A 26,245-nucleotide genomic window follows, 5' to 3' on the forward strand; every position below is an offset into this window, starting at 1 on the left:
GAATGAACGACTTTACGGGATCAGCAGCTTTACAAGCTGACTTTATTTGGAAGAATGCAGAAGACCTGTGGGGTGACTTCAAGCATACAGACTTTCGCAAGATCATCTTGCCGTTTACCTTGCTGCGTCGTTTAGAGTGTGAGCTGGAGCCGACTCGCGAGGCGGTTAGGGATGCTTATAGCCTCTTCAAGGATTCTGATATCGAACTGGATACCGTACTGCGCTCGACGGCCATTTACCCCTTCTACAACACCTCTGAATACTCACTCGCTACGCTGGGTAACAGCAAGACTCGCCGCAATCTGGAAGACTATCTAGCCTTGTTTTCGGATAATGCTCGGGCTATTTTCGAGGAATTCGAATTCGGCAATACTGTGATCCGACTGGAGAAGGCTGGGCTGCTGTACAAGATTTTCCAGAACTTCGCCAAGATCGACCTGCATCCTGACGTACTGCCAGACCGGGTGATGAGCAATATCTATGAACACCTGATCCGCCGCCTAGAGTTTGATCCTGGGCGCGACCTGTCCAAGAACATTCGCCAAGGCAGCACGCTCTCCAACGATCAGTTTGCCGGTGAGCGCTTCCACTACTGCTTGTCCAATCCGCCTTTCGGAAAGAAATGGGAGAAAGATAAAAAAGCCGTTGAGGATGAACACGAAAAAGGCGAGCTGGGCCGCTTAGGGCCGGGTCTGCCGAAGATCAGCGACAGCTCCATGTTGTTTTTGATGCACTTGGCCAGCAAGCTGGAACTGCCTGCCAATGGCGGTGGACGTGCGGCTATCGTGTTGTCGGGTTCGCCACTATTTAATGGTGGTGCCGCTTCCGGTGAATCGGAAATCCGCCGCTGGTTGCTGGAGAATGATCTAGTTGAAACTATTATAGCTTTGCCGACAGACTTGTTCTTCCGCACCAATATCGCCACTTATCTCTGGATACTGTCCAATAAAAAATTGGAGCAGCGCAAAGAGAAGGTGCAGCTGATCAACGCCACCAGTCTCTGGACTTCCATTAAGAATGAAGGCAACAAACGCCGAATCGTGAGCGATGATCAGCGCTGCCAGATCCTAGATATGTATGCTGCTGGAGAAACCGACAAACTCTCCAAAATGCTGGATTACCGGACTTTTGGTTATCGCCGTATCAAGGTGCTGCGCCCATTGCGAATGAAGTTGATTTTGGACCAAGAAGGGCTTGACCGACTGGTATCTGATTCTACGTGGCTGAAGCTGTCGTCCGCTCATCAATCCTTCTGGTTGGATGCAATCAAGCCGTTATCAGGACAAACCAAGGATTACAACTGGGCTGAAACCTTTGCTAAAGATGCTGCAAAGTCCGATAAGGCAAAGGCGCTCAAGGTAAAGGCAACCAAGACCCTTATCACCGCCTTGATCACCGCCTTTGGGCATAAAGACCCAGAAGCCGAGCCGGTTACGGATGCCAACGGCGAACTTGTGCCGGATACGGATTTGACCGATTACGAAAACGTTCCCTATCTGGAAGATATCGACGACTACTTTACCCGCGAAGTGCTGCCCTATGTGCCGGACGCCTATCTGGACGAGAGTTTTACCGATGCCAGAGATGGTCTGTTGGGCCGCGTCGGCTACGAGATCAATTTCAACCGCTTCTTCTACCAGTATGAGCCACCGCGCAAGCTGCACGATATTGACGACGAGCTGAAGCAGGTAGAAGCCGAGATAGCCGCACTACTGGCAGAGGTGGCGAGCGAATGAGCCAGTACAAAACGTATCCTGCGTATAAGGATTCTGGCGTTGAGTGGATTGGGCAGGTGCCGGAGCATTGGGAGGTGAAGCCCATTTGCCGAGTAACCTCAGTCAATGATGATGCTTTGTCAGATTCAACCACTGGAACAACGCGCATTAGTTACGTCGATATATCGTCCGTAGGATATTTGGAGGGCATCAAGCAAGCTACGGAAATGGCTTTTGCAGATGCTCCGTCCAGAGCCAGACGCAAGGCATCTACTGGGGATGTAGTCGTTTCCACCGTAAGGACATACTTGAAGGCAGTTGCCGCAGTTACTGATGAGTATGCTGATTCTGTGTTCTCAACAGGATTTGCCGTTCTTCGTGCCCGCAAGTTGGAACAACCCTTCCTTAAATGGATGATTCTTAACGAACTTATTGTCCAGGCTATTGAGGCTCATTCTGAGGGGCTGAGCTATCCGGCAATAAATGCTTCTGCCTTAGTTAAGCTCAAAAGTGTCATCCCATCACCAGACGAACAAGCCATCATCTCTGCCACCCTCGACCGCGAAACCGCTCGTATTGATGCGCTGATTGGCAAGGCGGAACAAAGTATCACCTTGCTCAAAGAACGCTGGGCCGCCTTTATCACAGCCGCAGTTACCGGTCAGATTGATTTGCGAGGAGAATAATAAATGGGATCATCAGCACATCAAGAAAAGCACTTCCAGCACTACATCATCGGACGGCTGGTTGAACAGGGTTGGAAACTGGGAGAATCCAGGTTTTATGACACTGAACGGGCAGTGTATCCCGAGGATCTGAAAAACTGGATCAAGCACAGCGGCCAGCAAGATAAATGGGGAAAGCTGGAACGGCTTAATGGAACCAAGACCCTGGATGTGCTGCTGGAGCGTCTCTCCAAGGCGCTGGAGAGGCAAGGCACGGTACAGGTACTGCGCCAGGGCTTTTCGATTGCCGGTTGCGGTCTGATTGAAATGACTGAAGCCGCTCCGGAAGACAAACGTAATGAAGCGGTGATCAAGCGCTATCATGCTAATATCCTGCGAGTGGTGCCTGAGTTGAAGTATCATCCGGCACGTGAGTTTGCGATTGACCTGGTACTGTTTATCAATGGCCTGCCGGTGGCCACGGTGGAGCTGAAGACTGACTTTACCCAGTCCTGTGAAGCGGCCATGGACCAGTACCGCAATGATTGTCTGCCCTATGACCCCAAAACCAAGCGCAAGGAGCCATTGCTGACTTTCAAGCGCGGCGCGGTGGTGCATTTCGCCATGTCAGATTCTGAAATCATGATGGCGACCAAGCTGGATGGAGAAAACACCCTCTTCTTGCCGTTTAACAAGGGGCGTAAAGACGAAAGCGGTGCTGTCCATGCGGGGAACCCGCCCGGAGATATCAAGCCTGATGACACCCAGGAATACCCGATAGCCTACTTTTGGGAGGCTGTCTGCCAACCGGATTCTTGGCTGCGTATCTTCCACAGTTTTGTCTATGTGGATAAAAAGGATGTGGTGGATATTCAGGGCAATTGGTCGAAGAAAGAGACACTGGTTTTCCCGCGCTTCCACCAGTGGACTGCAGTCAACGAGATGCTGGCCGATGCCCGTGAGAACGGGGCCGGTATGACCTACCTATGTGACCATAGCGCTGGCTCTGGTAAAACCAGCACCATTTCCTGGACTGCGCATGATCTGGTGAAACTGCGTGAGGACAACGGTGATGCGATGTTCAACAGTGTCATCATCGTCACCGACCGTAATGTGCTGGATGGTCAGCTTCAGGATGCAGTGAAACAGATCGATCATCAGTTCGGTGTGATTGCCGCCATTGACCGTCAGAAATCTTCCAAATCCAAAAGTAAGCAGCTTTCAGAAGCCCTGCTGTCTGGCACCCCGATTGTGGTGGTCACGCTCCAGACTTTCCCTTACGCGATGGAAGCCATCATCACCGACAACACCCTGAAGGGGAAAAACTTTGCGGTGATCATCGATGAGGCGCATAACTCGCAAACCGGCTCCACTGCTGCCAAACTGCAAGCTGCGCTGGGATTGAGTGGTCAAGGTAAGATGTCCACCATGACGGTGGATGAGCTTCTGGAGCAACTACAAAAATCCCGTGCCCGCCCGGATAATATCAGCTACTTTGCCTTTACCGGCACGCCGAAACATTCCACCCTGATGCTGTTTGGTCGCCCGGAAGACCCAAGCCAGCCCGCCTTGGACGACAATCCACCACAAGCCTTCCACAAGTACACCATGCGCCAGGCTATCGAGGAGAAATTCATCTTGGATGTGCTGAAAGGCTATAGCCAAGCGACTTAATTTTGATTACACCATATGGACTGAGAACAAAATCTCTGTATCGCAACCACTCTCTCTTTTTTTGCTTTTTGCTTTTTGCTTGTGCCCATTTATGCTCAATTGGGTTAAGATTTGGCGAATATGTAGGCAAATATAGCCAAGCGACATTATTTTGATAACAATTAGCTGTATTTTTTTGCCACATATCAGGGCATTGGCTGTAATCATTTTTAAGTCGGTTGGCTATATGTACCCTACAAAACCACCTTTAACCTCTCAAAACAGATTGAGGACAGTAAACGTGTGAGCGGTAAAGCGGCTAAACGTGCTCTGGCGCAGTGGATGTCATTGCATCCCACCAACGGTGCAGTTCATCATTGAGCACTTCACCAAGAACGTCGCGCACCGGCTGGATGGCAAAGCTAAAGCGATGGTGGTGACCAGCTCCCGCGCCGCTGCAATTCGCTACAAAAAGGCTTTTGACCGCTATATCGAACAACACAGCGAATACGGCTTTATCCACTCAATGGTGGCCTTCTCCGGCAAGATGACTGGCAAGCAGGTTATGCACCAGGATGATGGTGAGTTCAAAGACGATGTATTTATCGTCGATGAAAATGAGGAGTTCACCGAGCAAAGCATGAACCCGGACGTGCAGGGGCAGGATTTGCGTTTTGCCTTTGACCGCAATGAATACCGAGTGATGCTGGTAGCGGATAAATTCCAGACTGGCTTTGACCAGCCAAAGCTGGTCGCGATGTATGTCGATAAGAAGATCGCCAACCATGTGGAAATCGTGCAGACCTTCGCCCGCCTGAACCGGATGGCACCAGGCAAGGATGAAATCTTTATCATCGATTTTGTGAACGACCCGGACAATGTGCGTAAAGCCTTTGAGACGTATGATCAGGGTGCACATATTGACGAAGTGCAGGACCTCAACGTGGTCTATGAAATCAAAGAGCGCTTGGACGAGCATAGTCTGTATGACGAGAAGGATCTGGCTGCGTTCAAGGAAGCCAGATTCAAGACCATCCGCGATATTACCCATACAAAATCGCCACAGCATAAGGCGCTGCACGCTGCCACCAGTGGGGCAACGACCTTGTACAACGACAAGATGAAAATGCTTCGCGATGCCATGGCAAAGTGGGAGGCCGCCTTTGAGAAGGCTCACTCCAGGGAAGATGAAGCAGGCATGAGGTCGGCTGACCATCATCAAGATGAATACGCCGAACAAATCAAGACGCTCATGGGTTTCAGGTCGGACTTGGGGCGCTTCTGCCGCACTTACTCCTATATCGCCCAACTGATTGATTTTGGTGATCCAGAACTGGAGAACTTCGCTGCCTTCGCCAAGCTACTGCAAAAACGTCTGCTGCACGAAGGCCCGGAAACAGTGGACTTGACGGGTCTGGTGCTCACTGGATTTGATATTAATGCCCGCCGGGGCGATGCAGAGGACGAAGGTGAAATCCCGGTACTGCAACCGGCAGGGGCAGGCGGTGGCGGCGCGGCAGGTGACAAGCCGAAATTCGTCAAAGAGATTATTGATCGGCTTAACAGTCTGTTTGGTGAGGCAACTCCCATCCAAGATCAGATCGCATTCGTTAATCTGTACTAGCTCAGACCTGATCTGACAGTTACCGATTATTTATACAAGTGTCTGTCAGATTACATCTGGTTCAGATTCTTTTCTGCCCAGATCCGTTTTCCATCGAGTAAAGTGGCCATCGGCGTACGCCCGCAGCACATTTTTCCCTGATGAGTTCGCTCATTATTGTAATGCCACAACCAGTTCTCCAGATCTACCTGCAGGCTTTCCAGGTCTCCATATAACTTCTTGCCGAACGTAACCTGATAAAAATCCTGCAAAATGGTTTTATGGAAGCGCTCGCAGATGCCGTTCGTCTGCGGAGACATCGCCTTCGTTTTCGTATGCTCGATATCGTTGATAGCCAGATAAAGCTGATAATCATGCTGCTCCACTTTACCACAGTACTCCGTACCCCTGTCGGTCAGTATTCTCAGCACCGGCAGTCCCTGAGCCTCGTAGAACGGGAGTACACGATCATTGAGCAGGTCGGCGGCGGTGAGCGGTGTTTTATTCGTATACAGCTTGCAGTGCGCCACTTTCGAGTACGTATCCACGAACGTCTGCTGGTAGATACGGCCCACCCCCTTCAGATTGCCCACGTAGAAGGTGTCCTGCGAGCCCAGATACCCGGGATGTGCCGTCTCGATTTCACCACAGGCCTCATCATCGTGCGCCTTCTTCTCCAGGGCTGCGATTTGAGCGTCGGTAAGGACAATGCCTCTCTGGCGACCTTTTCCTCAAGCGCCTTCAGGCGTTTACGGAAGTTCTCCAGGTCGTGTCGTTGCCAGATGGAGCGCACGCCGCTGCCGGAGATAAATACGCCTTTTTTACGCAGCTCATTACTGGTCCGGTGCTGCCCATGGGGCGGGAACTCAATAGCATAATCAACAACCGCGCGTTCAGTGGCTTCGTCGGCGCGGTTCTGCAGGTTCGGAACCCGGCGGTTCTGGTTAACCAGCGCATCAATGCCGCCTTCAGCAGCCAGTTCCTGATAACGGTAAAATGTATCGCGTGACACGCCCATGCTCTTGCAGGCTTTTGATACGTTACCAAGTTCTTCGGCGAGATTGAGCAGGCCGGCTTTGTGTTTGATAATGGGATTGTTAGTATGAAGCATGAGAGTTACCTCGCGTTTTGTTTAAGGATTAGACACCCATATCAAAACCGGTAACTCTCAACCTTTCAAGGTCCAGTGTCAGATCTAGTCGCGACTAATACAGCTCATTCTAGCGCACGGCGGCGCGATCCTCTCACCTAGATCGCTATCTTCCTACCCAGATCAAAAAAGCCAGCCCCAAATGCTGGCTTTTATTCACCTAGCAGCGAATTATTTTTTCTCAGAGGTCCACTTACCGTCTATATAGAATGCAGACCACCCTGTCGCCTTACCGTTTTTCTCCGAAGCAACGTATTGCTGCTTGGTTTTACGACTAAAGCGTACCACTGCTTTGTTGCCTTCGGTATCTTCCACCGCCGCGTCAGCCAGATAGCGCAGTTTTTCCGGCAGGCGATCGCGGAATCGCACCAACTCCTCCACTAACGGTGCACGGGTTTCACGCGATTTAGGGAAGGTATTAGCAGCCAGGAACACTCCTGCCGCACCGTCACGCAGCACGAAATAGGCATCGGATTTTTCGCACGGCAGTTCGGGTAAGGGAACCGGATCTTCCTTCGGCGGTGCAACTTCACCATTGCGCAAAATCTTGCGGGTATTGGTACAGATTTCGTTAGTGCAGGCCATGTACTTGCCAAAACGCCCCATTTTCAGGTGCATATCGGAACCACATTTGTCGCATTCCACTACCGGACCGTCGTACCCCTTGATACGAAACTCACCGTTTTCGATCTCATAGCCATCACATGCCGGGTTATTACCGCACACGTGCAACTTGCGCTGGTTATCGATCAGGTAGCTGTCCATCGCCGTACCGCACTTGCCGCAACGACGGCGAGCACGCAGCGCATTGGTTTCAGCCTCATCCCCTTCCAGCACGTTTAATACTTCGGCTTCAGGGATCAGGTTGATGGTGGTCTTGCAGCGCTCTTTTGGCGTCAATGCATAGCCGGAACAGCCGAGGAACACGCCGGTGCTGGCGGTACGGATCCCCATCTTGCGTCCACAGGTGGGGCAATCGATGGTGGTCAGCACCATGGCATTGGGTCGCATTCCTCCCGCATCCGGATCCATTTCCGCTTTTTCCAACTGCTGGCTGAATTCGGCAAAAAACTCATCCAGCACCCCTTTCCACTCCGCCTGATTGTTGGCGACCTGATCGAGGCTACTTTCCATGTGCGCAGTAAAATCGTAGTTCATCAACTCGCGGAAGTTTTCTTCCAGACGATCAGTGACAATTTCACCCATTTTTTCCGCGTAGAAACGGCGGTTTTCCACCCGCACATAGCCACGATCCTGAATGGTTGAAATGATAGAGGCGTAAGTGGATGGACGACCGATACCGCGTTTTTCCAACTCTTTTACCAGCGAGGCATCGCTGTAGCGGGCAGGTGGTTTGGTAAAATGCTGGCTCGGCAGCAGTTTATCCAGGGACGTCACTTCCCCTACCTCAACGGTCGGTAGCGTACAGTCTTCATCACCTTTACGCAGCGCCGGCATTACTTTGGTCCAGCCATCAAAACGCAGGGTGCGTCCTTTGGCGCGTAATTGATAGCCTTCCGCGTTCACCAACAGTGTTGTAGAGTCATATTTGGCCGATGTCATTTGGCAGGCCACAAATTGACGCCAGATCAACTGGTAGAGTTTCTGCGCATCAGCTTCCATATCCTTCAACGCATCCGCCAGAACGGCAACATCTGAGGGACGAATCGCTTCATGCGCTTCCTGAGAGTTTTCTTTACTGCTGTAGAGATTCGCGCTCTCCGGCAGGTAAGTGTTACCAAAGTTGGACGCAATATAATCGCGCGCCATGGTCAGCGCATCCTGACTCAAGTTGGTAGAATCAGTACGCATGTAGGTGATGTAGCCCGCTTCGTACAAGCGCTGCGCCATCATCATGGTTTTTTTAACGCCAAACCCCAAACGGGTACTTGCCGCCTGTTGCAGCGTGGAGGTGATGAAAGGTGCCACCGGTTTGCTGCTGGTGGGCTTGTCCTCGCGCTCCGCGACCACATAACGAGCAGTCTCCAGCACGCTGACCGCCGCCGCTGTTTGCGCTTTATTAACCGGCTTGAACGGCCTGCCATCAAAGTGCGTCACCTGCATTTGCAATGCGGCACTCGATGACAACAAATCCGCATGCAGTTCCCAGTATTCTTCTGGGATAAAGGCCTTGATTTCGCGTTCGCGCTCTACCACCAGACGTACCGCAACGGACTGCACGCGACCAGCAGAAAGCCCTCGGGCGATTTTTTTCCACAACAGCGGAGAAACCATGTAGCCCACGACACGGTCCATAAAACGCCGCGCTTGCTGCGCATTGACCCTGTCGATATTTAATTTATCTGGTTTTTCAAACGCCTGAGTGATCGCATTCTTAGTGATTTCGTTAAACACCACGCGGCTGAAACGGCCTTCATCACCCCCAATGATTTCCCGCAGGTGCCAGGCAATGGCTTCCCCTTCGCGGTCAAGGTCGGTTGCGAGATACACGTGGTCGGCATTGGCCGCCAGCGTTTTCAGTTCAGAGACCACTTTCTCTTTGCCGGGCAGTATTTCGTAATCGGCCTGCCAGCCGTGGTACGGATCGACCCCCATACGATTGACCAGCGCGGTGCGCTCATCTTTTTTGCCGGCTTTTTTCACTTTGCCAGGCTCAGCGCTCTTCTTCGCCGCCGCAGAACCGCTGGTCGGCAAATCACGCACATGACCGACGCTCGATTTCACCACGTAGTCATTGCCCAGATATTTGTTGATTGTTTTGGCTTTGGCCGGGGACTCAACTATGACGAGAGCTTTACCCATATGTATTGTTACCTACCGAATGCTTCATATTAACGTGTTGTTGAGGGCGTCTGGTCCCTTTTTCAAGGGGCATATACGTCATTTATTCTCTACCGCTACGCCTGTTCGCGTACTTCCCAGCTTCAGTACGTGGAGATTCAAGAGTACGTAACGGTCAATAAACCATTCCATAACCACATGACAATCCACGTTTTTTTGCTGTAATGACGGTTAACTGCCCGCGGTGCCGCTTATGCTGCTGCAACACCGTAAAGAATTTTTTCCGCTTAACGATACAAAATCCCACACTCTACCTGATAAGTGCCGCCACGCAACCTAATTAGCATGGAAACGCGGTTTTCGCCAACCTCTACTGCTCATCGTTATCGGCTGGCAGCGGCGTAGTCTTCAGAAAAATTACGTCGTCTTATCAACCTGTTTTCAAAGGTTCATAAAAAAAGCGCAAAAAAGCACAAGCGGATGCCGTTGGGGTAGCGTTAGAATAGTGCTATGAGTTTCAGCAGGAGTAACACTATGTCAGACAACGTGACTATGGCCGAAGAGAACAGCGCCACAGCGAGAACCCTGATCGACCGCCAGACGCTCTTGGAACAGGCTAATCGCCTGATTCAGAACCACGATGACTATGAGCCTGTTTAAGATTTTGTGTAAATGCCTTTCCTCAGAAGTGACCGTCAAGGCGGTCACCGAACTCGATAATAAAGCGACTCATTGCCATACGCCAGTCCTGTAAGGGCATCGTCCATTTCTGTGATGCCCCTTGGATTGCCAGCCATACAACCTTCTTCACCGAGTCATCAGTCGGGAACACCTTGCGTTTCTTGATTGCATGCCGGAGCACGCTGTTCAGTGATTCTATAGCGTTCGTCGTGTAGATTACCTTGCGAAGTTCCTGCGGGTACGAGAAGAATGTCGACAGGTTGGCCCAGTTTGACTGCCAGCTCCGGCTTATCTGCGGATAGCGGTGATCCCATGTCCCACCGAACGTCTCCAGCGCCTGAAGCGCGGCCTCTTCGGTTGGAGCCTGATACACTGCTTTGAGGTCGCGTGTTACCGCCTTATAGTCCTTCCAGACAACGAAGCGCAGACTGTTGCGTGCCATGTGCACGATGCACAACTGGATGCGGGCTTCCGGGTAGACCGTGTTGATGGCATCCGGGAACCCTTTCAGGCCGTCCACACAGGCAATGAGGATGTCGGTCAGGCCACGGTTTTTCAGTTCTGTCAGCACGTTCAGCCAGAACTTTGCGCCTTCATTTTCGGCCAGCCACATCCCCAGTAGCTCTTTCTGGCCTTCGATATTGATACCCAGCGCCAGGAACACAGACTTATTGATAACGCGGCTGTCCTGCCGGACTTTCAGAACGATACAGTCAAGGTAAACAATGGGATAAACCGCATCCAGGGGGCGATTTTGCCATTCAACAACTTGCTCCATAACGGCATCGGTGACCTTCGATACCAGGGCGGGTGAGACATCCGCGTCATACAGTTCTTTGAACGCAGCGGCAATTTCGCGGGTGGTCATCCCTTTGGCATACAACGATAAAATCTGGTTATCCATCCCGGTGAGCCGGGTCTGGTTCTTCTTCACCAGTTGCGGTTCAAAGGAACCATCACGATCACGTGGTGTACGCAGTTCCAGCGGACCATCGCCGCTGGTAACAGTCTTTGTGGAGTAGCTATTGCGCGTGTTAGTTCCAGATTTGGACTGGTGCTTCTCATGCCCGAGGTGATGGGTCATTTCAGCATTAAGGGCAGCTTCAACGCTGATCTTTTTCAGCAGGCGAAAACTGGTTGAGAGCGTCAGGGATTTTGAGATTTTTGGCCAGCTCGTTAGCCAGAGCCTGTAACTGTTTTTCGTCCATAAAGTAACCTGCTTTTGATGTTGGATTGAACATATCAAAATCAGGCAATTACACAATCTCGTGTACAGGCTCTTGTAATCCGGTCACTACATCTTCCTGCGCCAAGTAGTCGTAGCTCACCATGTAGGTCAACTCATCCAAGATCACCAGATCGAGCGTAGCATCGGACAACATGCGTTTGCCGTGCTGCCAGCGTATCGCCTGTGCGATCCTGCGTATCCTAGGTAAACCCGGTCGCCATCACCTGAAACTCAACGCCGCGATCGGCGAGCAGGTTACGCTCGCCGTTGGGCCATTCACCCTTGGTAAATTGAATTACGCCAACGCGCAGGCCGTGTCCCACCGAGCGTGTTGCGGTGCCAAACGCCGCCGTGGTTTTACTCTTGCCGTTGCCGGTGAAAACCATCAGGATGCCACGCACCTCGTTGGCCGCGGCAATGCGTTCGTCAACCCGTTGTTTCAGTTTTTGCTGGCGCTGCTTGTGGCGATCGTTATCCATTGTCAGGGCTCCCTTAATACCGCAGGGCCGGGTTTTCTTCCCGGCTGCGCGTCAAAACTCATGCCGGTTTTGCGTTTGCTGTCATCGCCCATCAAATAAAGGTAGAGCGGCATAATATCAGCCGGGGTTTTGAGGCGTAGGGGATCTTCATCCGGGAACGCGCTGACACGCATTGAAGTGCGCGTCCCTCCTGGATTGATACAGTTGACGCGCAAATGCTGGTTACGATACTCGTCGGCCAAGACCTGCATAAGCCCTTCTGTGGCGAATTTGGAAACCGCATAGGCTCCCCATTCCGCGCGGCCCACGCGCCCCACGCTGGAACTGGTGAACACCAGAGAGGGGCTGGCGGCTTTTAGCAACAGGGGTAACAGCGCCTGCGTCAGCATAAAGGTGGCATTCACGTTAACTTGCATGACTTGATGCCAGGTCGCCGGATCCTGTTCGGCAATCGGTATGATATCCCCGAGCAACCCCGCGTTATGCAGTACGCCATCAAGGTGTGATATCTGTTTTTCTAGGCCAGCCGCCAGCGCAGCGCACGTCTGGGCGGTGATTGTTAATAAATCGCAGGGCACAACCAGCGATGATGTCCCGGTTTCATGCAGGATTTCTGCTTGCACATCCTGTAATTTATGCTCGCTGCGACCCAGCAGGATCAACCGGGCACCGTAGTGCGCGTAAGTGAGCGCGGCTTCGCGCCCAATACCATCGCCCGCGCCGGTGACCAGAATTAAGCGGTGTTTAAGAAGGTCATTCATAGGTTGATAATGCACAGTACTTTCCTCTATACGCCGAAAACCATAAGACGTAACGGCAGTTATGCCTCAATGTGTCGGTGAATTCAATGCGCGTCGTGCGCATTCTTAGGCCACTGCGGTAAAAAACAGCAACAGGTGTAAAAAACCCATGAATAACATCGCCATATTTCACGCCATACGTTAGGCTGTCTTTTTGCTCTAGCGTCGGTTTGATGAAAACTGTGGAGTGGCGTAAGACGAGCGGTATGATGGTGTGGTGTGTCGCAGTCAACTGCGCAGGTAAACATCGGCGGCGTCATGATATGACTCAGTAAACGAGGGACGGTATTTGTGGAATTGCTTTCTCAGTACGGCTTATTTCTGGCAAAAGTAGTCACGATAGTGCTGGCCATTGGTGCACTGATCGTGTTGACCTTTGGTGTCACGCAGCGAAAACGCCCGCGCAAAGGGGAGTTGCAGCTGATAAATCTGGGCGAACAGTATCGCGAAATGCAAAATGAAATGCGTGACACCTGTATGAGTGATGCGGAACGCAAACTGGTCGCGAAGCGGAAGAAAAAAGAGGACAAAGCTGCCGCTAAAGAAGAGAAACTGCGCACCAAACGCGGTGATGAGAAAGTGGTGAAACCACGTCTTTACGTATTGGACTTTAACGGCAGCATGGACGCAGGTGAAGTCTCTGCGCTGCGTGAAGAAGTCTCGGCGGTGCTGGCGGTGGCTACGTCGCAGGATGAAGTGCTGTTACGTCTGGAAAGCCCCGGCGGCGTGGTGCACGGTTATGGATTGGCCGCTTCTCAGCTGCAACGCCTGCGCGATGGCGGCATTCGCTTGACCGTTGCGGTGGACAAGGTTGCTGCCAGTGGTGGATACATGATGGCGTGTGTGGCCGATCGTATTGTCGCGGCTCCGTTTGCCATCATCGGCTCTATTGGGGTAGCGGCTCAGATCCCCAACTTCAATCGGTTGCTGAAAAACAATGATATCGATGTGGAATTGCATACTGCCGGTGAATATAAGCGCACCCTGACGCTGTTTGGTGAGAATACGGAGCAGGGGCGTGAAAAATTCCGTGAAGAGCTGAACGTGACTCACGGTCTGTTTAAGCAGTTTGTCAAAGAGATGCGACCCACGCTGGATATCGATAAAACCGCTACGGGAGAACATTGGTTTGGCACGCAGGCGCAAACGTTAGGGCTGGTCGATGCAATAGGCACCAGCGACGATTTACTGATTCAGGAAATAACCACGCATGAGGTGTTGAGTGTGCGCTATACGCGTCGCAAGCGCCTGCTGGATAAAATCATGGGGAACGCGGGTGACTCCGCTGAGCGTCTGCTGCTGCGTTGGTGGCAGCGGGGCAGCCACCCGTTCGTTTGATGCGTTTAACCTTGTGCGGAGCCTGTACAGCCCTGTACACGAGATTGTGTAATTGTGTAATTGTGTAATTGCCTGATTTTGATATAGCCAAGCGACATTATTTTGATAACAATTAGCTGTATTTTTTTGCCACATATCAGGGCATTGGCTGTAATCATTTTTAAGTCGGTTGGCTATATGTTCAATCCAACATCAAAAGCAGGTTACTTTATGGACGAAAAACAGTTACAGGTTCTGGTTAAAGAGCTGGCCAAAAATCTCAAAACCCCTGACGCTCTCAACCAGTTTGATCGCCTGCTGAAAAAGATCAGCGTTGAAGCTGCCCTTAATGCTGAAATGACCCATCACCTCGGGCATGAGAAGCACCAGTTCAAATCTGGAACTAACACGCGCAATAGCTACTCCACAAAGACTGTTACCACCGGCGATGGTCTGCTGGAACTGCGTACACCACGTGATCGTGATGATTCCTTTGAAGCGCAACTGGTGAAGAAGAACCAGACCCGGCTCACCGGGATGGATAACCAGATTTTATCGTTGTATGCCAAAGGGATGACCACCCGCGAAATTGCCGCTGCGTTCAAAGAACTGTATGACGCGGATGTCTCACCCGCCCTGGTATCGAAGGTCACCGATGCCGTTATGGAGCAGGTTGTTGAATGGCAAAATCGCCCCTTGGATGCGGTTTATCCCATTGTTTATAGCCAACCGACTTAAAAATGATTACAGCCAATGCCCTGATATGTGGTAAAAAAATACAGCTAATTGTTATCAAAATAATGTCGCTTGGCTATACCGTGAACAAGGTGATGTCGATACGCGGCATTTGTTAGGGCATAAATCACAGCATCAAACCGATGCCTATAACGACGATCGCGGTAAAGATTGGTTAACAATTCAGGTTAAGTCGGGTTTAAAGGTGATTATCACGTAGGTGATATTTTAATCTATATTACTGAGGCGTTTTTCTGGGATTTTACTGAATGATTTTTCAATGTTAAAAGTCAGCGGCAGCAAAGCGCCACCGCCGATCTTTATCGTAATAATACAATTACATATTGTCGATAATGTCTTGAGCAAACTCACTACATTTCCGCAGATTAGCACCTTCCAGCTGACGTTCGAAATCGTAGGTCACCGTCTTGTTCTTGATTGCGCCTTCCATACCCTTAACAATCAGGTCGGCCGCCTCGAACCAGTGCATATGACGCAGCATCATTTCCGCGGAAAGAATCACTGAACCGGGATTCACTTTATCCTGACTGGCATATTTTGGCGCTGTACCGTGCGTCGCTTCGAAAAGCGCGCATTCATCACCAATGTTGGCACCGGGCGCGATACCGATACCGCCGACCTGAGCAGCCAACGCATCGGAAATGTAGTCACCGTTCAGGTTCATACAAGCGATAACGTCGTACTCCGCTGGACGCAGCAGAATCTGTTGCAGGAACGCATCGGCAATCACATCTTTGATGATAATGTCTTTGCCGCTGTTCGGGTTCTTGATTTTAACCCACGCTCCACCGTCGATCAGCTCACCGCCGAATTCGTCGCGTGCCAGTTGGTAGCCCCAGTCCTTAAACGCGCCTTCTGTGAATTTCATGATGTTGCCCTTGTGGACCAACGTCACAGATTCACGATCGTTGACGATGGCGTACTCAATAGCGGCACGCACCAGACGCTTTGTACCCTCTTCAGAGCATGGCTTGATACCAATACCGCACTGTTGCGGGAAGCGGATCTTGCTCACCCCCATCTCGTCACGCAGGAATTTGATTACCTTGTCTGCTTCAGCGGTACCGGCTTTCCACTCTATACCCGCATAAATGTCTTCGGAGTTTTCACGGAAGATCACCATGTCAGTCAGCTCAGGCTGTTTAACCGGGCTTGGTGTACCTTCATAATAACGAACCGGCCGCAAGCAGATATAGAGATCCAGTTGTTGACGCAAAGCAACGTTCAGAGAACGGATACCGCCGCCGACAGGCGTAGTCAATGGGCCTTTGATAGCGACACGGTAATCACGAATCAAATCCAGCGTCTCTTCCGGCAACAAGACGTCGCTGCCATACATTTGGGTGGATTTTTCACCGGTGTAGATTTCCATCCATGAGATAGCGCGTTTGCCGTCATAAGCTTTTTTCACTGCGGCATTAACAACATTGATCATCGCAGGAGTCACATCCACGCCGATACCGTCGCCTTCGATAAAGGGGATGATCGGATTATTAGGAACGTTCAGCTTACCTTGGGCATCAACAGTGATTTTTTGTCCGTCTGTTGGTACAACTACTTTGCTTTCCATTAACCTCTCCTTCGAGCGCAATTTTGTTAATGATTTGTAAGATACGCGTCAATACTACTTGAATATTTTGCCCGCGCCAATCGCAAACCATTTCGAGTATAATGCCTTCGTAACTCTTGGACATAAAGATGATGAATAAATTCTCGGTTAAAAATCAAAATCTTAAGCGATTCAGCTCGAAAATTTCGCGTAAACGCGCGGTTTCCACTGCACCGCGCCGCATCGTTCTGTTCAACAAACCTTTTGACGTGCTTCCGCAGTTTACCGATGAAGCAGGCCGCACCACCCTGAAAGACTATATCCCTTTTCCAGATATTTATGCCGCAGGGCGGTTGGATCGTGATAGAGAGGGTCTAATGATTCTCACTAATGACGGAAAACTGCAAGCCCGACTCACTCAACCATAGGTATCTACACATCATAAAGGGTTAAAAACCACCATAGCGAAGTGGGCAAGTTCTTCCGGGGTATAGTCTGCTAATAACGTCAAGGTATTTAGCAGGATGGATAGTCCGGCAAGCAGCGCTGGGGTGCTTTCTTTACGCCCTCGTTTTTGTTGTCGTCCGGATAATCGGCAAATTAACTGACGGGCTGCCGCATTGTCGTCTCCTTCAGCGCGTTGCAGCCGCCATACCAGCACACATGCCATGCTAGCTATCAATAACCTGCGTAGCAGGGCACCAGCACTGCGCTGAAGCCATTTTTCTACATCATGACCGGCACCTTTCAGCAGCTTAAAAAAGGATTCAATACCCCAGCGCCAGTAATATAGCCAAGAGACATTATTTTGATAACAATTGGCTGTATTTTTTTGCCACATATCAGGGCATTGGATGTAATCATTTTTAAGTCGTTTGGCTATATGTTCAGGTAGAAGGCACCCCGACAGAGGCAGATTTGTAGCAATTTCGTAGTGGTTTACAGTTGAAAGATGGCAAGACATTGCCTGTAGGTGCAGAAATTTTTGCTCCCCCAGAGTGGCTATGGGCACGTGTGCCAGCAATTCGCGAAAGAAAAACCGTTTCAGACAGTTTGCTAAAAATCACGCTGTATGAGGGGCGAAACCGTCAGGTTCGTCGCATGACAGCGCACATAGGCTATCCAACCCTACGCTTAATACGCTACGGTATGGCCAATCAGACACTGGATCATTTATCGCCTGGCACCTGGAGAGAGATTCTCGATGTTTAAACCGCATATTACCGTGGCCTGTGTGGTACAGGCTGAAAACCATTTTTTAATCGTTGAAGAAGAGATTCGCGGTAAAGCAACCTGGAACCAGCCCGCAGGGCACCTTGAGGCCAACGAAACATTGATACAGGCGGCTCGACGTGAACTGTGGGAAGAAACCGGCATCAATGCAGCACCGCAGGCTTTTTTACGTCTTCACCAATGGATTGCCCCCGACCAAACCCCGTTTCTGCGTTTTTGCTTCTCCATTGATCTCCCTGCAAGACTTCCAACCACCCCACATGACAGCGATATCAGTTGCTGTCACTGGCTCAGCGCCGAGGAAATTCTGCATTCCACACAGCTGCGATCGCCGCTGGTGGCAGAAAGTATTCGCTGCTATCAGACGACAGAACGCTATCCCCTCAGCTTGCTGGGAGCCTTTAACTGGCCTTTTGAAATGCCCAATGCGCAGGATTAGCCATGCAGCCCTGGCAACATCATGATAAAATATGTCGCTTGTTTTTCATGCTGACGCGTTGAAGTCCCTTAAGCTGCGTGTCAACACTTCAGTTCGTGAGACGCCCATGTCAGATAACAGCCAGAAAAAAATCATTGTCGGGATGTCCGGCGGTGTCGATTCTTCCGTTTCCGCCTACCTGTTACAGCAACAGGGCTATCAGGTTGAAGGCCTGTTCATGAAGAACTGGGAGGAAGACGATGATACGGAGTATTGCTCTGCCGCTACCGATCTGGCCGACGCACAAGCTGTATGCGACAAATTGGGCATTGTGCTGCACACCGTCAATTTTGCTGCAGAATATTGGGATAATGTTTTTGAACATTTTCTGGCGGAATACCGAGCAGGCCGCACACCCAACCCTGATATCCTGTGTAACAACGAGATAAAATTCAAAGCATTTTTGGAGTTTGCCGCTGAAGATCTCGGGGCCGACTATATCGCTACTGGCCACTATGTTCGTCGCCATGACAGCGGCTGTGCCACGCGTTTGTTGCGCGGAAAAGACCGCAACAAAGATCAAAGTTATTTCCTTTACACACTTAGCCACCAGCAAATCTCGCAAAGCCTGTTCCCGGTGGGAGAACTGGAAAAACCTGAGGTGCGTCGTATCGCAGAACGCCTTGGTCTGGCAACCGCGCAAAAGAAAGATTCCACCGGTATCTGTTTTATCGGTGAACGCAAATTCCGAGATTTTCTGGCGCGCTACTTGCCTGTACAGCCGGGACCTATCCTGTCTGTCGATGACGGCAAACCCATTGGGCAGCATCAGGGCTTGATGTACCACACTCTGGGACAGCGCAAAGGACTAGGCATCGGTGGTGTTAAAGAGGGCAGCGAAGATCCCTGGTATGTGGTTGATAAAGACGTCACGAATAATATTCTGTATGTTGCGCAAGGACACAATCATCCACGCCTGATGTCACAGGGACTTATCGCGCAACAACTGCATTGGGTCGATCGCCAACCGCGCCTTGAACCTTTCCGCTGTGTCGTGAAAACACGATATCGTCAGGAAGATATTCCCTGTACGGTAACCCCACTGGATAGCGAACGCATCAGCGTTCGTTTTGATGCACCGGTTGCTGCCGTCACACCGGGTCAATCTGCGGTGTTTTATCAGGGAGAGGTTTGTCTTGGCGGTGGCATCATCGAAGAACGAGTACAGGAGTAGCCTGTGGCTAAAAATTATCAGGACATCACGCTGGCTCTGGCGGGCGTTTGCCAATCTGCCCATCTTGTTCAAGAGCTGGCGCACCATGGTCACTGCGATAATGACGTACTGCAAACCTCACTCAACAGCTCGTTGGATATGAATCCCGGCTCTACCGTGGCAGTATTCGGTGGCGATGAGCGTAACGTAAAGGTCGGATTGGAAACCTTGCTGGGAATTTTAAACAGCAGCGCCAAGGGCGTAGGCGCAGAATTATCCCGCTATGCCTTTAGTTTGATTGCCCTTGAGCACAAGTTAAGCGGTAATAGCGCAGCGCTCGACGAATTGGGTAACCGTATTAGCCAACTATCACGCCAACTCGAACATTTTGAGCTGATGTCAGAGACGATTATCAGTGCTCTGGCTGGCATTGATGTCGATGTCATCAGCGCACTGGGCCCACGAATTCAGGTAACCGGTTCCCCGGAAGTGCTCAAAAATGCACAAGTGCAGGCCAAAGTGCGCGCCGCGCTGCTGGCTGGTATCCGTGCGGCTGTACTGTGGCAACAGGTCGGCGGTGGACGTTTACAGCTGATGTTTTCTCGTGCTCGTTCGGTAAAAGAAGCCAAACAGATACTGGCCCGTTGCTAATCCATGGGCGGCCGCTTGCGACATAAATAAACGGCGCTGAGGCCCCCCATGTATCATCACAACGCCTAAACGTTGCTGATGCTATCGTTTTTTTATTTATGTGTTGTTAAACCTATACTTTGATAAATACACCCTAGGAGTTGCTTGCGATGGAATTATCCTCACTGACCGCCGTGTCCCCGATTGATGGTCGCTACGGTGATAAAGTCAGCACGTTACGCGCTATTTTCAGTGAATTTGGTTTACTGAAATTTCGTGTGCAGGTTGAAGTCCGCTGGCTGCAAAAATTGGCAGCCTGTGCAAAAATCAAGGAAGTTCCTGCATTTGACGCCGACGCAAACGCTTTCCTTGATAAGATTGTCGCAGAATTCAATAAAACTGACGCCGCGCGTATCAAAACCATCGAACGCACGACCAATCATGATGTTAAAGCAGTCGAGTATTTTCTGAAGGAAAAAGTCGCTGCGGTCCCTAGTCTACATGCGGTCAATGAATTTATCCATTTCGCCTGCACGTCAGAAGATATTAACAACCTATCTCACGCCTTGATGCTGGATTGCGCACGCCGTGATGTCATTCTGCCGTTCTGGCGTCAACTTATTGATGCCCTTAAAACGTTGGCACAGCAGTATCGCGACATTCCCCTGCTCTGCCGCACTCACGGCCAGCCCGCAACGCCATCGACCATCGGCAAAGAGTTTGCTAACGTGTTTTACCGCATGGAACGACAATATCGCCAACTGCAACAGGTCGAAATTCTTGGCAAAATCAATGGCGCAGTGGGTAACTACAACGCCCATTTGGCCGCTTATCCTACGCTGGATTGGCATGCATTCAGCGAAAGCTTCGTCACCTCGCTGGGTATTCAGTGGAATCCCTACACCACACAGATTGAACCGCACGACTACATCGCGGAACTGTTTGACTGCGTAGCCCGCTTCAATACCATTCTGATCGATTTCGATCGGGATATCTGGGGTTATATCGCACTGAATCACTTCAAGCAGAAAACCATCGCGGGTGAAATTGGTTCTTCCACAATGCCGCACAAGGTGAACCCGATCGACTTCGAAAACTCCGAAGGCAATCTGGGACTGGCCAATGCCGTACTGAGCCATTTGGCAACCAAGTTGCCGGTGTCGCGCTGGCAGCGCGATTTGACCGATTCCACCGTACTTCGTAATTTAGGCGTGGGTATCGGTTATGCGTTAATCGCTTATCAAGCGACACTGAAGGGCATCAGCAAACTGGAAGTGAACCGCGACCGTCTGCTGGATGAACTGGACAACAACTGGGAAGTGCTGGCAGAACCTATCCAAACGGTCATGCGCCGTTATGGTATTGAGAAACCTTACGAGAAACTGAAAGAACTGACACGTGGAAAACGCGTTGACGGTGCAGGCATCCAGGCATTTATTGACGGCCTAGAACTCCCTGAAGAAGAAAAAACACGCCTAAAATCTATGACGCCGTCAACCTATATTGGTCACGCGGTGACGCTGGTAGACACGTTAAAATAACGTGTAAGTACGGAGGTAACCGCCCCTCGTACCTACTTTGCGATTGATTATTGATTCGCGTTAGGCTTTTTCTCCATTCCCTCGACGTTTGTTTACATTTAGTTTACTGCGATTGTGGATAATTCACATCGCCACCGCCAATGCTCAATTCTGCTTTTTTTGTTAGAATTAGGAGGCATAGCCCGGATCGTCTAGTTCAATGAAGGATAAAGTCATGCGCGTACTGGTTGTTGAAGATAATGTGTTGCTGCGCCATCACCTCACCGTTCAGATGAAAGAAATGGGCCATCAGGTTGATGCGGCTGCCGATGCTAAAGAAGCAGATTATTTCCTGCATGAACATGCCCCTGATATCGCTATTCTGGACTTGGGATTGCCCGTTGAAGATGGTATGACGCTGATTCGCCGTTGGCGCAATCAGCAAGTGAAGCTGCCCATTCTGGTGCTGACAGCACGAGAAAGTTGGCAGGATAAAGTCGCCGTACTTGAAGCCGGTGCTGATGACTATGTAACGAAACCCTTTCATCTCGAGGAAGTCGTTGCCCGTATGCAGGCGCTGATGCGACGTAACAGCGGCCTAGCTTCCCAGTTAATCAGTTTACCGCCGTTCGAAATTGATCTGTCGCGTCGTGAATTAATGGTGGCGGGTACGCCGATTAAGCTCACTGCATTTGAATACACGATTATTGAAACGCTGATTCGTAACAACGGTAAGGTGGTCAGCAAGGAGTCACTCATGCTGCAACTTTACCCTGATGCAGAATTGCGTGAAAGCCACACTATTGATGTGTTGATGGGACGTCTGCGCAAAAAATTGCAACTGGTGTATGATGCCGACGTCATCACTACCGTACGAGGCCAAGGCTATCGTTTTGATTTGGTCGCCTCTTCATAGCTATGCGTGTAAAAAGACAGCCATTCTCCTTACGTGTCCGTTTTCTGCTTGCTGCTGTCGCTATAGTGCTGGCCCTGTCGCTGTCTTATGGGGCCGTCGCTATTATTGGCTATAGCGTAAGTTTCGATAAAGCATCATTCCGTTTGCTTCGCGGTGAAAGCAACCTGTTTTACCGTCTGGCGCAGTGGAAGGACCATCAGCTTAGCGTCACCATGCCGTCCGACATGGATATAAGCTATCCCACGCTGGTGCTGATTTACGATCAGGACGGCAAAATTCTCTGGCGCGAACGTGAAGTACCGGAACTTGAAGCGCTGATCAAACCCGAGTGGCTGGCAAAAACTGATTACCACGAACTTGATACCAACACCCAGACCAGCAGCGCGGAACTCAAAGGCGATGCTCAGGTCCTCAGTAAGCTGACCCGCTTTAGCAGCAAGGTTGAAGAAACACCGTTTACCCACTCCATCGCCGTCAATACCTACCCTGCCACAGAAAGTCTGCCTGCGCTGACCATTGTCGTGATTGATAAAATCCCCCAAGAACTGCAACAGGCAGATATGGTCTGGGAGTGGTTTAGCTATGTTTTTATCGCCAATTTACTGCTGGTACTGCCTTTGCTCTGGCTCGCCGCCCACTGGAGCTTGCACCCGATCAAGACGCTGGCGGAACAGGTTGCCGATTTGGAAAATGGCACCCGTGAACAGCTTGATGAGAATCCACCACGCGAACTTTATAGCCTGGTACGCAACCTCAATATTCTGCTCAATAACGAACGTAAGCGTTATCAAAAATACCGCACGGCGCTAACTGATCTAACGCATAGCCTAAAAACGCCTCTTGCCGTGCTACAAACCACATTACGTGCGCTGCGCACGGATAAAGAAGTACATATCGAGCAGGTAGAACCGGTGATGCTGGCGCAAATCAGCCGTATCTCACAACAGATAGGCTACTACCTGCATCGCGCGAGTATGCGTTATGAACACAACCTGCTGCTGCGTGAAGTGCACTCCGTTCCTGCATTGCTTGATGGCTTGTGTTCCGCGCTAAACAAAGTGTATCAGCGAAAAGGCGTCGTTATCACATTGGATATTTCCCCTGAATTGACCTTTGTCGGCGAAAAAAACGACTTTATGGAAGTGCTGGGTAACGTGCTCGACAACGCCTGCAAATACAGCCTTGAGTTTGTTGAAGTGAGCGCACAGTATTCGGATCATCGCCTGCATTTACTGATCGACGATGATGGCCCCGGCATACTACGCAGCCAACGTGAAATGATTTTCCAACGTGGTCAACGGGCTGATACGCTGCGCCCCGGTCAGGGTATTGGACTCTCTGTCGCGCTGGATATTATCGAGCAATACGAAGGGGAAATTATCATCACCGACAGTGTCCTTGGTGGTGCCCGCGTTGAAACCATTTTCGGCCGCCAGCATCCACATCCTGATTAACCTCGACCTTGTTCTCATCGCACAACCGCTCAGTGCTGCAACTCCGACGCTGAAATGGTTATACTCTTACAGCCCCCCTTTGTTGGAACATATGGTATGGATTATCAACTGAATCTCGATTGGCCATCTTTCATGGCGAATTACTGGCAAAAACGCCCTGTGGTGATCAAACAGGGTTTTACCGATTTTATCGATCCCATATCGCCCGATGAACTTACCGGGCTGGCAATGGAAAACGAAGTTGACAGCCGTTTAGTCAGCCACGATGCAGGTAAATGGCAAGTCAGCCACGATCCTTTCGACAGCTTTGATCATTTAGGTGAACACAACTGCTCCTTGCTGGTACAGGCCGTTGACCATTGGCATGATGCCTCAGCGGCACTGATACGCCCGTTTCGTCATATTCCCGACTGGCGTACCGATGATTTGATGATCTCATTCTCTGTACCGGGCGGCGGCGTAGGGCCGCATATCGACATTCAGGGAACCGGTCAGCGCCGCTGGCGCGTCGGGGAAAAGATCCCCATGAAGCAGCACGGCCCTCACCCGGACCTTCTCTAGGTTGATCCGTTCGAGCCGATTATAGCCAAGCGACTTAATTTTGATTACACCATATGGACTGAGAACAAAATCTCTGTATCGCAACCACTCTCTCTTTTTTTGCTTTTTGCTTGTGTCCATTTATGCTCAATGGGGTTAAGATCTGGCGAATATGTAGGCAAATACTCCACCATATACCCTGCATCGATGATGACTTGTTGAATATTATGTTTTTTGTGAAAAGTTGCATTGTCCATCACGATTACCCTGTTTTTAGGGAGTACTGGGATAAGGACTTGTGTGACCCAGGAATAGAAAACATCGCTGTTAATATTGATATCAAATAATCCGATAGCAAACAGCGTTGTGCCTAATAAAGCGCCGATAACATTTGTTCTTCCCTTGGCTCCCCCGTTCTTCAGGCCAAAACACCGTTGACCTTTTGGGTAATAGCCGTGAGTCCGTGGGGTATCGTGTGGAAAACCACTATCTTTTATCAACTCGGATTTATCGCTCTTTCGCTGACGCGTGGTCGATGCTTTTGACGCTATTTGATTAATCCAATGCGATACAGAGGCAGGGCCAATCCGAAATTGCTTCGCTGTTTCCCGGATACTCAACCCTTCTTCTTCCCGTGTAGATATCACTTTACGTCTAAAATCAATTGAATAGCTCATTTAAATAATGTAATCAAAATTAAGTCGTTTAGCTATATCAGCCGTCAAAGCATCCATATGAGTCAGACTCTCAGACAAGCCCTCGGTTAGCGTTGAACGACAACCCGCCCTATCGGTTAGAGTTTGAGACAGGGGCGCTATTGGTAAACCATTTGCAGCATCAAGCAGTAGGCGGGTTTGTAGTTCATAACCGACGTCGCCACCATGCGTCATTTTCAAACGTTCTTCTTTCCCATTGTGGATACGAAACTGTAAATGAGACCAGTCGTGAACGACGGGAGCGTATGGATGCGGGCTAAGTGCAACCTGCCGGAGAGCCAGCGAAATAATCGGTTCATTGAGCTGACTGAAGCTAATACATTCATTATTAAAAAAACGCCAAACGGCCTGAGTAGTGGCGAATGTTGTTTTCTGCGCGCAGGCAAGGTCTTTAACGGCTGACGCCAATGGTGCTGCGGGAGTCATGTGTTGCTTAACCAGACGCTGATAACGCCGGTTAAGGCGAGCATCAATCCCGCCGATGGATAAGTTGAGATCATGCAGCAACGTAATAGCAGATATTGCAAAAGATGTGTAGATACCTATGCCTCAAAGCAGTGTATCATGCTCCAACCGAAGAGGCCGCGCTTCAGGCGCTGGAGACGTTCGGTGGGACATGGGATCACCGCTATCCGCAGATAAGCCGGAGCTGGCAGTCAAACTGGGCCAACCTGTCGACATTCTTCTCGTACCCCTAGGAACTTCGCAAGGTAATCTACACGACGAACGCTATAGAATCACTGAACAGCGTGCTCCGGCATGCAATCAAGAAACGCAAGGTGTTCCCGACTGATGACTCGGTGAAGAAGGTTGTATGGCTGGCAATCCAAGGGGCATCACAGAAATGGACGATGCCCTTACAGGACTGGCGTATGGCAATGAGTCGCTTTATTATCGAGTTCGGTGACCGCCTTGACGCTCACTTCTGAAGAACTGGGGAGCCAAGGGAAGAACAAATGTTACCGGCGCTTTATTAGGCACAACGCTGTTTGCTATCGGATTATTTGATATCAATATTAACAGCGATGTTTTCTATTCCTGGGTCACACAAGTTCTTATCCCAGTACTCCCTAAAAACAGGGTAATCGTGATGGACAATGCAACTTTTCACAAAAAACATAATATTCAACAAGTCATCATCGATGCAGGGTATATGGTGGAGTATTTGCCTACATATTCGCCAGATCTTAACCCCATTGAGCATAAATGGGCACAAGCAAAAAGCAAAAAAAGAGAGAGTGGTTGCGATACAGAGATTTTGTTCTCA

18 protein-coding genes and 12 pseudogenes are annotated in these 26,245 nt (G+C 50.4%); 19 read left to right on the forward strand and 11 right to left on the reverse strand.

Annotated features, from left to right (window positions below; all coding sequences use genetic code 11):
• Positions 1-2 precede the first annotated feature (2 nt).
• From ACD630_RS16335 to ACD630_RS16345, 3 genes and pseudogenes are all read left to right on the forward strand, one after another.
• Positions 3-1,736: a type I restriction-modification system subunit M gene (locus ACD630_RS16335; protein WP_430359676.1), complete on the forward strand. Its 1,734-nt coding sequence runs from the start codon at positions 3-5 to the stop codon at positions 1,734-1,736.
• Complete coding sequence (locus ACD630_RS16340) at positions 1,733-2,401, forward strand: hypothetical protein (RefSeq protein ID WP_430360144.1); 669 nt, start codon at positions 1,733-1,735, stop codon at positions 2,399-2,401. Before ACD630_RS16335 ends, ACD630_RS16340 begins: the two co-directional genes overlap by 4 nt.
• 3 nt (positions 2,402-2,404) lie before the next feature.
• A pseudogene (locus tag ACD630_RS16345) lies at positions 2,405-4,039 on the forward strand (type I restriction endonuclease); the annotation flags it as partial.
• Here the strand turns inward: ACD630_RS16345 and ACD630_RS16350 are convergent.
• Positions 4,014-4,238 (reverse strand): transposase, encoded by a 225-nt coding sequence (locus ACD630_RS16350; RefSeq protein WP_430359677.1) that lies wholly within the window; start codon positions 4,236-4,238, stop codon positions 4,014-4,016. The pseudogene ACD630_RS16345 and the gene ACD630_RS16350 overlap by 26 nt on opposite strands.
• Positions 4,239-4,279: 41 nt before the next feature.
• Between ACD630_RS16350 and ACD630_RS16355 the strand changes: the two are divergent.
• A pseudogene (locus ACD630_RS16355) lies at positions 4,280-5,648 on the forward strand (type I restriction enzyme subunit R domain-containing protein); the annotation flags it as partial.
• Positions 5,649-5,707: 59 nt separating this feature from the next.
• Here ACD630_RS16355 and ACD630_RS16360 read toward each other — a convergent pair.
• Together ACD630_RS16360 and topA are read right to left on the reverse strand one after the other, a co-directional pair.
• Positions 5,708-6,747, reverse strand: a pseudogene (locus ACD630_RS16360) (IS481 family transposase).
• 210 nt (positions 6,748-6,957) lie between these two features.
• Entirely contained in the window at positions 6,958-9,549 is a 2,592-nt protein-coding gene (topA, locus tag ACD630_RS16365) for a type I DNA topoisomerase (RefSeq protein WP_430359678.1), read from the reverse strand.
• 513 nt (positions 9,550-10,062) lie between these two features.
• On the opposite strand from topA, the gene ACD630_RS16370 reads away from it, so the two are divergent.
• Positions 10,063-10,188, forward strand: a complete 126-nt coding sequence (locus ACD630_RS16370; RefSeq protein WP_430359679.1) for a hypothetical protein — start codon at positions 10,063-10,065, stop codon at positions 10,186-10,188.
• A gap of 22 nt (positions 10,189-10,210) precedes the next feature.
• On the opposite strand, the pseudogene ACD630_RS16375 reads toward ACD630_RS16370, so the two are convergent.
• The 3 genes and pseudogenes from ACD630_RS16375 to ACD630_RS16385 all read right to left on the reverse strand — a co-directional run bounded on the left by ACD630_RS16375 (position 10,211) and on the right by ACD630_RS16385 (position 12,692).
• Positions 10,211-11,417, reverse strand: a pseudogene (locus ACD630_RS16375) (IS256 family transposase).
• 57 nt (positions 11,418-11,474) lie between these two features.
• A pseudogene (locus ACD630_RS16380) lies at positions 11,475-11,916 on the reverse strand (cob(I)yrinic acid a,c-diamide adenosyltransferase); the annotation flags it as partial.
• Between the two features lie 2 nt (positions 11,917-11,918).
• Positions 11,919-12,692, reverse strand: coding sequence for a YciK family oxidoreductase (locus ACD630_RS16385; RefSeq protein WP_430359680.1), 774 nt, complete (start codon positions 12,690-12,692; stop codon positions 11,919-11,921).
• A gap of 315 nt (positions 12,693-13,007) precedes the next feature.
• Between ACD630_RS16385 and sohB the strand changes: the two genes are divergently transcribed.
• Complete coding sequence (gene sohB, locus ACD630_RS16390) at positions 13,008-14,054, forward strand: protease SohB (RefSeq protein WP_430359681.1); 1,047 nt, start codon at positions 13,008-13,010, stop codon at positions 14,052-14,054.
• A gap of 5 nt (positions 14,055-14,059) precedes the next feature.
• On the opposite strand, the gene ACD630_RS16395 is transcribed toward sohB, so the two are convergent.
• Positions 14,060-14,212, reverse strand: coding sequence for a hypothetical protein (locus tag ACD630_RS16395; protein ID WP_430359682.1), 153 nt, complete (start codon positions 14,210-14,212; stop codon positions 14,060-14,062).
• Positions 14,213-14,264: 52 nt separating this feature from the next.
• Here ACD630_RS16395 and ACD630_RS16400 point away from each other — a divergent pair.
• Both ACD630_RS16400 and ACD630_RS16405 read left to right on the forward strand, forming a co-directional pair.
• Positions 14,265-14,756: pseudogene (locus tag ACD630_RS16400) on the forward strand (transposase); the annotation flags it as partial.
• An 88-nt stretch (positions 14,757-14,844) separates the two neighbouring features.
• A pseudogene (locus ACD630_RS16405) lies at positions 14,845-14,988 on the forward strand (hypothetical protein); the annotation flags it as partial.
• Between the two features lie 117 nt (positions 14,989-15,105).
• Here ACD630_RS16405 and icd read toward each other — a convergent pair.
• Positions 15,106-16,359, reverse strand: a complete 1,254-nt coding sequence (icd, locus tag ACD630_RS16410; RefSeq protein WP_430359683.1) for an NADP-dependent isocitrate dehydrogenase — start codon at positions 16,357-16,359, stop codon at positions 15,106-15,108.
• A 131-nt stretch (positions 16,360-16,490) separates the two neighbouring features.
• Here icd and ACD630_RS16415 point away from each other — a divergent pair.
• A pseudogene (locus ACD630_RS16415) lies at positions 16,491-16,763 on the forward strand (23S rRNA pseudouridylate synthase); the annotation flags it as partial.
• 14 nt (positions 16,764-16,777) lie between these two features.
• On the opposite strand, the gene ACD630_RS16420 reads toward ACD630_RS16415, so the two are convergent.
• Positions 16,778-17,179 (reverse strand): hypothetical protein, encoded by a 402-nt coding sequence (locus ACD630_RS16420; protein WP_430359684.1) that lies wholly within the window; start codon positions 17,177-17,179, stop codon positions 16,778-16,780.
• A 41-nt stretch (positions 17,180-17,220) separates the two neighbouring features.
• Between ACD630_RS16420 and ACD630_RS16425 the strand changes: the two are divergent.
• From ACD630_RS16425 to ACD630_RS16460, 8 genes and pseudogenes are all read left to right on the forward strand, one after another.
• A pseudogene (locus ACD630_RS16425) lies at positions 17,221-17,550 on the forward strand (23S rRNA pseudouridylate synthase); the annotation flags it as partial.
• Positions 17,543-18,010: an NUDIX hydrolase gene (locus ACD630_RS16430; protein WP_430359685.1), complete on the forward strand. Its 468-nt coding sequence runs from the start codon at positions 17,543-17,545 to the stop codon at positions 18,008-18,010. The pseudogene ACD630_RS16425 and the gene ACD630_RS16430, both read left to right, overlap by 8 nt.
• Before the next feature lie 106 nt (positions 18,011-18,116).
• Entirely contained in the window at positions 18,117-19,223 is a 1,107-nt protein-coding gene (mnmA, locus tag ACD630_RS16435) for a tRNA 2-thiouridine(34) synthase MnmA (protein ID WP_430360099.1), read from the forward strand.
• A 3-nt stretch (positions 19,224-19,226) separates the two neighbouring features.
• The gene (gene hflD, locus ACD630_RS16440) at positions 19,227-19,853 is read left to right on the forward strand and encodes a high frequency lysogenization protein HflD (protein WP_430359686.1); all 627 of its coding nucleotides are present in this window, start codon (positions 19,227-19,229) and stop codon (positions 19,851-19,853) included.
• Between the two features lie 149 nt (positions 19,854-20,002).
• On the forward strand, positions 20,003-21,373 hold the full coding sequence (gene purB / locus ACD630_RS16445) for an adenylosuccinate lyase (protein ID WP_430359687.1): 1,371 nt from the start codon (positions 20,003-20,005) through the stop codon (positions 21,371-21,373).
• Between the two features lie 214 nt (positions 21,374-21,587).
• Positions 21,588-22,268, forward strand: a complete 681-nt coding sequence (gene phoP, locus ACD630_RS16450; RefSeq protein WP_195313029.1) for a two-component system response regulator PhoP — start codon at positions 21,588-21,590, stop codon at positions 22,266-22,268.
• 2 nt (positions 22,269-22,270) lie between these two features.
• A complete protein-coding gene (gene phoQ, locus ACD630_RS16455) occupies positions 22,271-23,722 on the forward strand; it encodes a two-component system sensor histidine kinase PhoQ (RefSeq protein ID WP_430359688.1) in 1,452 nt (483 codons plus the stop codon).
• 96 nt (positions 23,723-23,818) lie between these two features.
• A pseudogene (locus tag ACD630_RS16460) lies at positions 23,819-24,280 on the forward strand (cupin domain-containing protein); the annotation flags it as partial.
• 47 nt (positions 24,281-24,327) lie between these two features.
• Here the strand turns inward: ACD630_RS16460 and ACD630_RS16465 are convergent.
• Together ACD630_RS16465 and ACD630_RS16470 are read right to left on the reverse strand one after the other, a co-directional pair.
• On the reverse strand, positions 24,328-24,939 hold the full coding sequence (locus ACD630_RS16465) for a transposase (RefSeq protein ID WP_430359689.1): 612 nt from the start codon (positions 24,937-24,939) through the stop codon (positions 24,328-24,330).
• On the reverse strand, positions 24,940-25,485 hold the full coding sequence (locus ACD630_RS16470; RefSeq protein ID WP_430359690.1) for a hypothetical protein: 546 nt from the start codon (positions 25,483-25,485) through the stop codon (positions 24,940-24,942). It lies immediately after the preceding gene.
• A 41-nt stretch (positions 25,486-25,526) separates the two neighbouring features.
• Here ACD630_RS16470 and ACD630_RS16475 point away from each other — a divergent pair.
• A pseudogene (locus tag ACD630_RS16475) lies at positions 25,527-25,907 on the forward strand (transposase); the annotation flags it as partial.
• A gap of 65 nt (positions 25,908-25,972) precedes the next feature.
• Positions 25,973-26,152, forward strand: a pseudogene (locus ACD630_RS16480) (transposase); the annotation flags it as partial.
• Between the last annotated feature and the right edge of the window lie 93 nt (positions 26,153-26,245).

It is taken from the genome of Symbiopectobacterium sp. RP (genome assembly GCF_050472005.1).
In the GTDB taxonomy this organism is placed as follows: domain Bacteria; phylum Pseudomonadota; class Gammaproteobacteria; order Enterobacterales; family Enterobacteriaceae; genus Symbiopectobacterium.